The organism is Novosphingobium sp. GW835-FHT14H07 (assembly GCF_058793515.1).
Window position 1 is genome coordinate 41,144 of the sequence record NZ_JBXAFX010000026.1, and the last position, 12,528, is coordinate 53,671.

Below are 12,528 nucleotides of genomic sequence, written 5' to 3' on the forward strand. Positions count from 1 at the left end.
CTGGGATAACTAGACCACGGCCCGGCCCGCGGCAGACAGCCTTTCGCGCATCATTGCGCGCAGTTCCTCCGGCCCCTCGATCCTCACCTCGCCACCCCAGGTGAACAGGTGCTCGGCGATCTCGCGCAGGCCACCGGAATTGAAGCGCACGACCAGCTCCTCGCCGTCCTGCTCGATCACCTGCAGCGGATGGAAACGCCACTTGCGCGCGCGCTGCGCGCTTTCGGGAGCAACGCGCAGGACGATGTCGTGTCCCTCCTCGCGCCAGATGCCGAAGCTTGCGCTCATCCACTGGTCGAGGTCCCAATCTTCGCCCGCCGCACCATGTTGATTGCTGACCCGCGCTTCTGTGATCCGATCAAGACGGTATGGCGCAGGCTCAAGATCGCGGCCGGGGATCTTGCCGATCAGATAGGTCGCAGGTCCGTGGATGAGGCCAAGCGGGATCACGCGCCGCCACTTCGGCTCCGCCCCGCCATCGGCGAGGTAATCGAATTCGAGGCACATCCCGGCCATCATCGCGCCTTGCACCTGAGCCACGGTCTCAGGCGAATGTTCGATCATCGGGCCAGCGGGGACATGATGGCGCTGAAGGCGGACGAGCGGGTCGAGGTCAGGTGCCATGCGGCTCTTTACCTCGCGCCTGAGGCCGGCCTGCACCTTGCCGAGGAGGCTTTCGAGCAGCGTTGCTTGCGCCGATCCCGCCTTGCGCGCCGTATCGGCAAGCGATTGCAGGGCTGCAATCTCGGCGACATTGGGCTGAGTGAACGGAGACGGCAGCGCGCCGGGGATGCGAAAACGCTTGTGGCGGTCGTCGACGCTTTCCTCGAGATCGAAGTGGACGAGGATGAGATCACGCAGCCGCTCGGCGGTGCGGCGGTTGGCGCCGATCACCGCAGCCATCTCGTCAAGCGTCAGACCTTCGGCGCTTTCCCCGAGCGCCTTGACCAGTGTCAGCAGCCGGTCGAGCTTTGCGTTGCGTGCCATCAGCGCCCTACCCCACTGTCATCACTGGCGGCACAGGCGCAATCATCTCGGGCGGCATGACCAGCCCGCGGAGTGCTTCCACTAGAACCTTCTCGTCCAGCGAGACGTCCGCCGTCGCGATCCTGAGCCGTTCGCTGCCGCCTGCCATCCCGAACTGTGCGCGCTCGGCGCAGCCCTGCCCCGGCAGACCCGGGTAGAGCAGCATCAGCTCGGCCGTGCGGTAGAGCCGAGCATAGGCCATCAGCTGATAGACATCGGCCTGGCTTACCCCGTGCTTGCGGTCGATCGGGTCGAGGCTCAGCTTCTTCCACTTGGTGTCGATGATGGCCACGATCTCCCGGCCACGCCGCAGCATGATATCGGGCTTGGTGCGGAACACCTCGCCGCTGTCGAGATGCGCACCAGTGAAGGTGCCAAGGCAGGCGCGGTGGCCGCCCTGGTCGATCACCTCGATCCCGCTCCCCGCCAGCGCCCGGCGCAGCAGCACCGCGATGTATTTCTCGAACAGGTCGTTCATCGGGAACAGCAGGGTCAGACCCTCGGGGGCCTTGGCCTGATGATGGGTGGCCTGCCAGTCGCGCTGGAGCAGCAGACGGGCGAGCCGGAACAGCGCCTCCCAGCGCCGATTGGTGCGATCGATCCGTACCGCTTGCCACGGCAGGCGGTTGATCGGCATCAGCGGGATATCAGCCAGGGCATGGCGAAGCTCGTCGAGCTTGCGCCGGGTGGCGAGCGAGCGCGTATGGCGGGCAAGGAACACGGTCGCTGCCGCCATGATCCGCATCAGCGGCGTGTCCGCCTCCAGCTGATCAAAGCGGCAGGCGAGCCGGTCGGGGCGCACCGCATTGCGGGTAAACTGGCGGGTAGCATCAAGCCGACCGCGCAAGGCAGAGAGGTCTTCCTCGCATTGCCGATAGGCCCGCGGCAGCCCGCGCCGCACCTCGGCCAGCAGCCGCGTAGCAAAGGCGTCGATCAGGATTTCGAGCAGGGTGTTCTTCTGCCGCGCGATGGCGGCTTCGGCCCCGATATCGAGGTTGAGGCCGAGCGCCACGTCCAGCATCCGCACGAGCCGATCGCGAACCTTGCCCTCGGGTTCCCCTAGCCCACTTTCAGGATCGACCTTGGGGAGAATTTCGAGGCTGCATCCCTTGGCCGAGACCATCCCCACCATCTGGCGGGCGATGATCCGGTCGCGGCCGAGGACGAGGATATTGGTCGCATCATCATGCGCCAGCGGGTGCTCACAGGCAGCGGCATGGAGCGCATGGGCGTGCTCGCGGGTGAGCCCGCGCTCGCCGAATCTGGCGTGCCCCCACTCGTGGATCGTCAGGTGCGTCACGGCGCGAAGGCCTCATGCACCGCGCGGGCGTGATCAGCCGCCTCTCCCCTGAAACAGGCCAGCCATCCGCGCCATGAGCAGGCGGCAAAGCGCACCCGGTTACCGGCCACGATGCCATGGAAATCCTCGATCTCCCGGCGGTGGGCGAGGAAGGCCTCCTGCGGATTGCGGCAAGCATCCTGCGGCTCGGCGTAGAGATAGACCAGCACGGGCGACAGGCCCGACCGATTGCCTTCGGTTGCAAGGCCCAGCGCGTGCTTCACCAGCTGCGCAGCGTCGAGATGCTTGTAGCGCCGGGGTTCGGCCCGCAGCAAGTCGCGCATGGCGCACCAGCCCTGCATGCCCTCGCTCCAGACGTCGCGATCATAGGCGTCGGCCAGCTCTGCAAGCTTGCTGTCGCGATACGGTTCGTAGCGCTTGGATTCGACGCCGATGACATGGGTGTCGGTCCACATGACCGCATCCAGCCATGGATGACGCCCGCCGCTCCAAGGGAAGCGCAGTTCGCGCTCGATCTCCACGACGGTGACAGGGCCGCCAAGGTCCGCGACGGGTGCAAACAACGGACAATCAGCGGGCCGGTCAAGGAACCAGCCAAAGCCATTGGCAGCCAGCGCCGCGCTGCTCTGCGGACTGGCGAACTTGCCGCTGGCGATCTCGTTGCCTGCAGCACGCCCATAGATTGCGCGCACCTTGTCCTCGGGCACGCCGGGCAGAAAGATCGGCTGCGCCCCGCTCAAGCCTGGTTCTCCAGATCGGAGGGCGATGCGGCGCGCGCGGACACGAGCCGGGTATAGGCCCCGTCATCGAAGTAGGAGCGCACCCGCCAGCTCTTCAGCGGCTCCCCGCCCTCACCCATCGGATCCTCGATAATCTCGCAGGTGAGGAAATTGCCGCCCTTGTCCTTTTCGCCGAGCACGGCCGCGAGCCGATTCCAGTCGTCAAAGAAGTATTCCTGTAGGAGCGGGATCACTTTGTCGCGCATTACCGCGTCAACGTCAGCCTTGGTCTGGCAGCCGATGAAGAACGCGTGACCTATGCGGTGATCGCGGTCGACGAGGTACTCGATCCGTCGGTTGATGGTGTTGAGGACGTCGCTGAGCGGAAGCCCGGTCGAGTTCTCTGCAGCGACGAAGGCCGGGATCGACGTGTCGGGCGCCATTTCCTCGAACCGGAACCGCCGACGCAGAGCGGTATCGAGCAGCGCAATCGAGCGGTCGGCCGTGTTCATGGTGCCGATGATGTGGAGGTTGGCGGGCACGCCAAACTCGCGCTTCGAATAGGGCAGCCGGACCTTCAGCGCATTCGGCATGCCGAGCCGCTTGTCGGGCTCGATGAGCGTGATCAGCTCGCCGAACACCTTGGAGACATTGGCGCGGTTGATCTCGTCGATGATCAGGACGTGGGGCAAAAGATCTCCGCCCTCCTGGCCGATATCGCCCTCGCCATCCGACGCGCTGTTGAGCAAGCGCTCGAGGACCTGCAAATTCAGCCGTGTTCGGGGCAGCTCATAGATCGTGTCTAGGCTGAAGCGGGTATCGGGGCTGAGCTCCCCCACCGGCACGCCGTCCGGATCGCTCCACAGCCAAGCCACCTTCCGGCGGTGCGAGTATCGGCCGTCCGGGCGCGGCGCATATTCGTAGTCCCCTTCGACGATCCCGATCGCCCTGAAGGCATTCAGACCCTTCGATGCAACGATAATGTCGCCGATCTTCAACTGATTGCGAAAGCGGTCGGGGGACTTCACCATGCCCATCTGGGAGGTGATGCGTTCATCCGGGAAGCGGGCTTCCAGTTCGGCGAAGATGGCGTCGCGATTGGCAAACCGCGGATCGCTCCAATCAACGTCCCTGAACCCGAAGATCGCATAGCCCTGCTCAAGCGAGTCCTCGAAGACCCAGGCACTGTGCGGATCGTTCGACTGGCCCAGCGACATCTTGAATATGGCCCGATCATCGAGCGAGACGCGCTCGGCACCGCGCTTCACTCGCATCTGTGCTCTTTCGGCAAGCCGAGCGAAGACTCCGCTTTCGGGCTTGAGGTTGAAGCCGCCGGTCTCGTTCGTGCCGTCCGCTTCCGGCCTCAGTCCCTCAACAAATTCTTCGTAGCTGAAGCTTTGATGGAAAGTGACCATCTCGATCTGACGGGCATCCACCAGTTCACGATACCGCAGCATCAAGGCATCGCGGCCCTCGGCCGTATCGGGATAGTCCGCCGAGCCATCACACAGGCGAACCGCCTCAAGGGCCGTGCGGTAGGTCTTGCCAGTTCCCGGCGGGCCATAGAGGATGAGGTTCGTGGGTTGCATGGTCGGCATCTCGTCGTTTGCTCCGGCGCCGAACAGCCGGTCGCGCCAGAAGGGATCGTTCAGAAACAGAGCGTGGTCTTGGGGTTCGCCATCGAGCAGGAACCGCCGCAACTGATCGGCGTAAACGCTGTCGCCGGGCTCGCGCAGCTTCCAGACCGCGTCATTGTTGGTGTAGAAGAACCAGGTGCGCGGTTCCGGCCACGCCTGCCAGTCGACACCGACCCGGAGGCCGTCTTCACTCACCTCAGTGACGGTGCCCTCGGCGCGGAAACGCAGCGCGGTGACGATCCCCGTCCCGACATCAAAGGGCAGATCGCGGGCGCGGGGCACGAAATCCTTGAGGAAGATCCGGTCGCCGACCTGCATCTCGCGGACACGGCGGTTGTTCGCGCTGCCGGTGTCAGTGAGCAGGCTCCACTCGGCCCGCTCGATAAAGCGTGGCAGCCCGTCTTCCTGTCCCCACAGCGAAGTGACCATCCAGACCGGCACCGGATCGAGTTCGCGGGGGGCATCTGGATTGGCAGCGACCCAGATGAACCCCTGCACGTCGAACATGTCTTGCGGGTGCCACCCGAATTCCTTGTCGAGCAGCCCGAGCAGCGCCCGCATCAACTGCAGCCATTCGGCGAGGTCAGCGTCTCGGAACGCGGTTTGCGGGAAGAGCCTGCGGCCGAACAGCCGCCGCCCCATCTCATCGATCTTGGCAATCTTGAACCAGCTCGCCTGATCGGGGTGCAGCGTGGCCCAGACGGTGATCGGAATGGAGAGCACTTCGCCCCGGCGCAATCCTGCAATTCCGGCGTCACGCAGGGCCTCGAGCTCACGCGCCGCGGCGGGAACAGCTTCTTCCAGCGGGCCGTCGTTGCGTGCCAGCTCCCCCAGCGCGGTGTAGAAACGGTCGCGCAGCTCGGGATCAGCGTTCTGGACTTCGGACAGAGTCCGCCAGCTAAGCGGCAGGCCAGATCCGCCGACTGAAAGCAGCCGATAGAGGGCTTCGCCCACTGCCCGGTCGTCATCTTCGCGAGCAATGATTACCTTCGCCTGCTCGATCAGACCGTTCTTGTAGGCGCGCTCCACATCCCAATAGGCGCCCGCAGCGGCACGGAAATCGCTGAAATCCGGCATCTGGCGCAGGAAGGTATCGCGGGCACGGTTGAGTTCGGGCCAGTCGATTACGACAAAGCCAAGGCGCTCAAGCGCGGTCTTGCAGTCGCCGCCGCCAGGGAGCCAGTCGCTGCCGCGTCTCGACAAAGCATCGCGAACGATGGCCTTGCTGGGGTAACGCGTACCATCGAGAACGAGCCAGTATCTGGTCGGCTGCCCGAGCTCGAGAGCCGCAACGTACTGAGCGACATCGCCCACGGCGTCGCATGCTGCCACCGCTTCAAGAACCGCCTCGCGGTCGAGTTCGCCAAACCTGCCCTGGGGACGAGCCTCGGTTTCGCAGAAGCGGAAATAGGCCCGTGCAGCTGCGCGGCAGGCGGCAAGATTGGCGTAGAACGAACCGCTTAGGTCAATTGCGCTAGGGTTGGGTCTCCCCGCAGCGTCGTCGGACCGCGAATAAGCCATCTCAGCGAGGATCGAAGCCCCACCATCTCGATCAAATTGCTCGTCGAGACCATAGGCGCCATCGACCTTGCGCCCGTCGGAAAGCCACGTAGCGATGGATGTCGAAGCATATCCTTGCGCAACCAGCCAAGCTTTGAATTCAGCCTCTCTCACTCGTAAGTTCCTGTTGTTCTGCACATGACCTAATGTCGCATCGCGATACGACAGATTCGGTCATCGAAATGATAATGCTCGAAAAACAAAGCCGTTTAGGCGGGAAATTGCCTCCCTGCTCTCGATTCACCCCCAAATGCCATCCGATGCCATGGCAATCATTGTGCCCCCGGCCTCAGGTACCAGCCAATGCCCGCGCAACGGCAACCATCGCCCAGGTGTCACGCGCGCAATAGGCCCTGAGCGCCTCTTCCAGAGCCTCTCGCCGCAGCGGGTCGCAGGCGGGATCGGCGGCCTCAAACCAAGCCGCCTGTGCGTCGCCCCCATCCTTCACTTCAAGCGCACCGTAATCGAGCTCGGAGGCGATGGTCGGTAGCACCGCCTTGATCGACCAGCTGCCGCGCTGGTCGCGGTGATACCAGTGGTTGCGGGCGACAGGCAGCAGATCGACCGTGGCCTCGGCCATGGCTTCGAGGCGGGGAGCGAGGTCAGGGAAGGCTTTGGCCAGATCGCGCAGGACGCTGCGTTCGAAAGCGGCGTTGTAGGCGATGATCGTCGAAGCCTTGGGGATGTGCTCGACGAGCGCCTCAGCACAGGCACGGCGCGGATCCGACCCATCACAGCTCAGAAACTCGTGATGCGTCATGCGCCCGCCGCGCCGCTCGAGGTGGAGCGAGAACTGGAACGGGATCTGCTGATAGGGGCGCGTGCCGATCCAGCGCGGAACCGCAGGCGCGACGGTCTCGAAATCGAGCCAGGCGCGCGGCCAGCCCCAACCCGCCATCGCCTTGCGCGCGCCTTCGGCGTCGTGGAACGGGATGCCGTCGCGAGTGGCGGCAAGGATGCGGGCGTGCCGGTCGTTCAGGTCGGCTTCGGCGAGATCGAGCAAATCCTCGATCCCGCGCTCCAGCCAGCGCTTACCGCCGCCATAGGGGAGTACGGTCACCGGCCATTCCGGACCCTGCGGGAGGTCGCGGCTGCAATAGGCAGCGAACTCGCAGGGGAAGGGCGTGCTGCAATGATCGCCCATCTCCCGCTCGGGTTCCTCGCCGGCCAGGGTGGCGCGCGCCTCGGCAACCAACGCCGGACGGGTGGCAATAGTGTCCTCCAAGTCCGCAAGCAGATCGGCATCGGTGAACAGCCCGGCATAGTCGCCCTCGCGGGTGAGGACGAAGCCGGTATCGATGTGGCGGATGGCGGCCTGCTTCAGCTCGATCCCCGCTTCGCGCATCACCCAGACCTGCGTTGCGAGATCGCCGCGGTGGTAGTCCTTGACCTTACCCGAGCTCTTGACCTCAGCCGCCGCCCAGCCCCCACCTTCGACCTTCTCCAAGACATCGACGCGCACCAGCACGCCATCATGTTCGAAGGTCGCCTCGAAGATCGGGCCGGGATGCCCGCCGGCGATCAACGACGAGGTCTTGGCCAGCGCCTCGGAAAGCGATGGGGGATCGACCATCACACCGCTTGGATGGAGCGCGCAGGCTATCTCACCCACGGCATTGCCGGCGGCGAAGCGCGCCTCGGCACCCTCGTCCTGCTCGGCCAACTCCGGCCGATGGGTCGCGAGCCACAACTTCTTGGGGCACAGCTCGAAGGCGGTGATCTTCGATTTAGAGAGGCCGAAACGGCGGTTGCGTGTTTGCGTCATGCCGCGAATCCTACAGGCCCATTACGACAGGAATGGTCGTTCAATCTTCAATGACAGGATACATCGGCATCGCCCAGTCCTCATCCGGGTTGTCCATCATCAGGTCTAGGAACAACGGCAACAGGTGGCCGAGGATCGCTGCACCATCGCGTACCTGCGATCGGTTGGCGGCACTGTTCCAGGTCGCACCGCCGTGGAGCAGCTGGTTGCGCAGGACATAGAGCCGGTCAAACAGGATTGATAGCACGACTGGGGTGTCGCCCGCCGCCAGTGCGGCATGGGCAGCGCGCTTGGCCGCCTCGAACGTGATATCCCACCCTGCTCCGCCCGGCAGCCCAGCATGGTGCTTCCAGAACGGCGCAAAGACATAGCGATTGTCTAGCAGGATGCGGATTTCCTGCGGGAAGCGCGCCCAAAGCGCCTTGTAGAGCCGACCATCTCCATCCAGCCTCACGAGATCGCGGAAGAAACCATCAAAGCGTTGGCGCTCATTGGCAACGCCGGACCGACTCCCTGCCCACTCATCGTTATCTAGCGCGCGCTCGAGATCCCCAGCATAAGCGGCGTTGAACCCGATCCACAGGTGGATGAAGCGTGTATCAAGATCCTCCTCCTCGCGATGGGCACGCAGCAGCCAACTGAGTGCGCGGTGCACGCGCAAGGTCAGCGGCAGAGCGAAGCCATCACGAAGGGCGCGTTGTTTGTTCTTGAGGCGTTCGGGGTGGAGCGGATCGGTAGTCGGCATCGCCGCAATCATTGCGCCAGAAGGTTTGATCCGACAATATTTATCTCGTTTTCCCAGATGCTTCCAGTTAGCGTCTTCCGAATGGTGGAACACAGAAGGACGCGGGCGACCAGATTTGTCGCAACTATGATCGAATATCTTCCCGGTACTTGCTCAGCCCGATTCCGCGGAGATGTTTTCTGATGCACGAAATCACGATGGCCGAGCCCACGGATGATTTCCTCGCTATGTGGAAAGCGGCCGGCAAGCACATCCAAAGCTTCTTTGAGGACGGGTTGCAACGCTGGCTCAAGGTCGACCCGCGCCCGCCTTTTCTCGAACACCTTTCGTTCCGGCTTGGTAACCAGGTGTTCTTTCTTCGAGTGGAGGATGTCGAGGAGCAGGCCGAGGTGCCAGGGAACCGTGAGGGCCTTGAGTTGGTGGCAGAAGGCTGGAACGGCTATCCCTGCCTGATGCCCATGCGCCGAACCTTGAGGGGGTGGGTGCCTGACCGACCGGGCTGGGGTTTGATCGGCCTGCGCGACGAAAAAAACATCAATCCCTCGATGCTGGTGACCGAAGAACCTGTCGCCATGACCGACTGGGAGTTGCTCGACTTCGCGGTGCAGGTGGTTCGGAACGACTTGAAGGAGCGCGGCTACAAAATCTTGTCCACGCACTCAAATCCGCAAGTCGATCCGAACATCTGGTTCGTCGCCGACATCGCAAAGGGGCTGGAATGGGTGGTTGTACGCGCAGCCCGCTTCCCTGACCAGAAAGCCCGCACCTCCCCCAACCTCAACGCCATCGCAAGGAACGTCGCGCACTTAAGCGGGAGCGGCCACTTCGCATCCGTCACCTTCGCAGGGATCAATGATCCACAAGGCCCGCTCTGGCGCGGGCATGGCCTGGAGGTGGGGTTTGATGGGCTCGAGCCAATGATGCGGGTGCAGTGACAGTCTTTGGAGGAACAACAGATCGATGAGAACAGTGCTCGGGATCGATGCGGCGTGGACTCAGAAAAATGCTTCTGGCGTTGCGGTGGCCATCGAAGGGGCCAACGGATGGCAGCTTAAGGGCGCATGGCCGTCTGTCGCTCACTTCCTCGCCGATGCTGATGGGCAGCCCTCCCCCGATAAGGCGTCGGGAGGTGCGGCCTCCGCTGATGAGCTACTTGCCGCAACCAACGCGCTCGCAGGTAATGCGCCAGATCTGGTGGCAATAGATATGCCTATGGCGCTGAATCGGATCACGAGCCGGCGCGGGTCCGACCAAGCAATCTCTCGTGCCTATGGCGCAAAGTGGTGTGCAGCGCACACCCCCAGTGCCTCGCGCCCAGGTCCGATCAGTGACCGCCTCCGGCGAGAGTTCGGAGACGCGGGATATGGGCTGTGCATTAGCGAGATCACCACTCCAGGCCTGATCGAGGTCTATCCGCATCCGGCATTGGTGGAGCTGTGCGACGAACCAAAGCGCCTACCCTACAAGGTCGGGAAGATGCGCTCATACTGGCCCAAGGCAAGCCCGGCGCATCGCCGTCTCCTTTTATCGGGCGAATGGAGCGCGATTGGAGCAGTGCTCGAACCCTATCTCCAAGGGGCTGAAGCGTATTGCAATGCTTTCGACTTAACCCCCAAGCAGTTGAAGGCGCAGGAGGACATGATCGACGCGATTGTCTGCTGCATCTGCGCGATCCGTGCCCTGAATGACGGGGCCAAGCCACTTCGTGACGACGAAAGCTCTGCTATCTGGGTGCCGCTCGCTGACCCGGTTCTCCAGTCGCAGACATTGTTGCCAAGTAGTCCGCACTCGGCACGTGCACAAATGCGCCGAGAAGTCTTTCACGACAATATGCTAGAGGATCCGTACCTTGCGAAAATCGTCTAGCGTGACCGGTTTGGTTTCAATTCAATATCAGGCTGAGGAAAGCTTGGCATGACTACGGCAGAACAAGCTGCATTTGGCGGCGAAGAGATGAATTTTAGGTCGACCGGACTTGTCCACACGGTCACCAGTGACATCAAAGCTCTACAGCGGAACCTTCGCGAGAGTTACGGCTCCGGGTTCACTATCTTCAAAGAGCTGCTGCAGAATGCTGACGATGCAGGCGCAACGACTTTGACTCTGGTTGCGCATGACGGCTTTAGCGAAGCAACAAATCCCCTTTTGCGAGCCCCCGGGCTTGTGGTTGCGAATAATGGAGTGGTCTTAGCGAAGCACATGGATGGCATCACTCTGGCCAGCGGAGGTAGTAAGGCCGATGAGCGTGTCACAGTAGGACGTTTTGGACTGGGGCAGAAGTCTGTCTATCACCTGTGCGATGCCTTTTTCGCGCTGGGCTGGGTAAAGGACAAAGAAGACAAACCGAGTCTTCTGCTAATGAACCCTTGGGCGGGCATGCCCGAAGCCCAAACCGCCAGCGGTGAATGGCAAGCACTGACACTTCAAGACAAAGAGGTCCTTCTCAAGGCGGCCAAAGTGATCGCTGGATCAAAAGGGATGGTTTTGTTTCTGCCATTGCGAACGGCCAAATTGCGTCCAGGTCAAATGGCGTGTTTATCTGAAAGCAATTGGGATCCGGACACAGCCATAGATGATATATTGGCCGGGGAGGAATTGTCCGTTACCCTATGCTGTCTGCGCAAGCTTGAGACCGTGCGCATAGTTCGTCGAAATGGCGTGGAGCGGTTAATCAACCTAAGCAAGGGTGCCCGCCGATTGGCAGGCCCCGACAGCACAGTGCATGAAACTGTGATTACTGGCGCGGTAACTGGGGTCGGACGGGAAGTTTCTTTTTCAGGCCGACAACAATGGGCGCGCCAGGGCCTCGCAGAAGGCTTACTCCAACAGCCCGGTTGGACGCCGGATTACACCCTGGATCACAAGCCTATCCCGCCAAAGGCTGATCCTCACGGCGCAGTGATTGTGTGCCGGAAGGAGGCCGAGAAAATCCCGGCGCGGCTGACGGTCAGAAACGCTGTCTACCTGCCGCTTGGAGAGCCACTTGAGTCGTTAGACCTTGATGCTGGCAATCAGGATATCGAGCTTGTCCTACATGGCTATTTCTTCGTATCTTCTGACCGCAAAACGCTACGACAAGACGATCACATAGAAGCACGCTGGAACGATGCGTTACGACGCGAAGCAACCCTCCCTCTCGTTCTGGATGCCCTAGCCGATGCTCTGCCTGCCCTGAACGGGGATCAGGAACGTTATGCAGTGGTTCGTGCCTTGAGCGCCACCCGCCACCAGTGGTGGATGAAGAATGCCGCTGATGCTTGTTGCGGACGGGCACTTGCTCGGTGCTCGACTGGCCAAAGGACACCCGACTGGCAGGTGGTGCAGGCAGATGCACTACGTCCTGTGCCAGTGGGCATTGCGACCACGCTCCCGCGGCTAAAGGAGGCAATCCCAGATCTGGAAGCTTGGTGCATCGCTCGGCGGTTGATGCTCTGCTTTGGTACGGTGCTGGCAGAAGCCCCACCGTTCTGGCCTGACGGAGAACTCGCAGAGCTTGTGAGAAAAGCTGGCCCGGCGACTTTTACGAGAGGCTCGGTCGCGGAGACCATGGGCGCTCTGTTGGAAGGCCAAGGAGGCCCTCAGACCCGTGAGGCTTTGGCCGATCAATTGCGTTTGGCATGTGCCGACCCCGATTCAAATTTCGCTCCGACAGAGCGCCTCAAGACCATCGTTCGGCAACTGCCGCCAGAACAGTTGCTCTTAGAGCCCGAACCGAAAGTTGTTGAGCAATACCAGCATGTTGTGATTCACGCCTCTTTGCGAAGAGAAGGAGTGAA

At 62.3% G+C, this 12,528-nt stretch carries 9 protein-coding genes; 3 read left to right on the top strand and 6 right to left on the bottom strand.

Annotated elements, in window-relative coordinates; genetic code table 11:
- Positions 1-9 precede the first annotated feature (9 nt).
- From AC1Q5P_RS17795 to AC1Q5P_RS17820, 6 genes are all read right to left on the bottom strand, one after another.
- Entirely contained in the window at positions 10-987 is a 978-nt protein-coding gene (locus AC1Q5P_RS17795; protein ID WP_481135841.1) for a helix-turn-helix transcriptional regulator, read from the bottom strand.
- A 7-nt stretch (positions 988-994) separates the two neighbouring features.
- A complete protein-coding gene (locus AC1Q5P_RS17800; RefSeq protein ID WP_481135840.1) occupies positions 995-2,326 on the bottom strand; it encodes an McrC family protein in 1,332 nt (443 codons plus the stop codon).
- Positions 2,323-3,066, bottom strand: coding sequence for a PGN_0703 family putative restriction endonuclease (locus AC1Q5P_RS17805; protein WP_481135839.1), 744 nt, complete (start codon positions 3,064-3,066; stop codon positions 2,323-2,325). Before AC1Q5P_RS17805 ends, AC1Q5P_RS17800 begins: the two co-directional genes overlap by 4 nt.
- Positions 3,063-6,356, bottom strand: coding sequence for a DUF8426 domain-containing protein (locus AC1Q5P_RS17810; RefSeq protein ID WP_481135838.1), 3,294 nt, complete (start codon positions 6,354-6,356; stop codon positions 3,063-3,065). Before AC1Q5P_RS17810 ends, AC1Q5P_RS17805 begins: the two co-directional genes overlap by 4 nt.
- Before the next feature lie 175 nt (positions 6,357-6,531).
- Positions 6,532-8,007 (bottom strand): DUF2779 domain-containing protein, encoded by a 1,476-nt coding sequence (locus AC1Q5P_RS17815; protein ID WP_481135837.1) that lies wholly within the window; start codon positions 8,005-8,007, stop codon positions 6,532-6,534.
- 40 nt (positions 8,008-8,047) lie between these two features.
- Positions 8,048-8,752, bottom strand: coding sequence for a hypothetical protein (locus AC1Q5P_RS17820; protein ID WP_481135836.1), 705 nt, complete (start codon positions 8,750-8,752; stop codon positions 8,048-8,050).
- A gap of 182 nt (positions 8,753-8,934) precedes the next feature.
- Between AC1Q5P_RS17820 and AC1Q5P_RS17825 the strand changes: the two genes are divergently transcribed.
- From AC1Q5P_RS17825 to AC1Q5P_RS17835, 3 genes are all read left to right on the top strand, one after another.
- Positions 8,935-9,687, top strand: coding sequence for a DUF8840 domain-containing protein (locus AC1Q5P_RS17825; protein ID WP_481135835.1), 753 nt, complete (start codon positions 8,935-8,937; stop codon positions 9,685-9,687).
- A gap of 25 nt (positions 9,688-9,712) precedes the next feature.
- Complete coding sequence (locus tag AC1Q5P_RS17830) at positions 9,713-10,618, top strand: DUF429 domain-containing protein (RefSeq protein ID WP_481135834.1); 906 nt, start codon at positions 9,713-9,715, stop codon at positions 10,616-10,618.
- A gap of 48 nt (positions 10,619-10,666) precedes the next feature.
- On the top strand, positions 10,667-12,528 hold a 1,862-nt coding region (locus tag AC1Q5P_RS17835; RefSeq protein ID WP_492519650.1), incomplete at its 3' end, for a sacsin N-terminal ATP-binding-like domain-containing protein.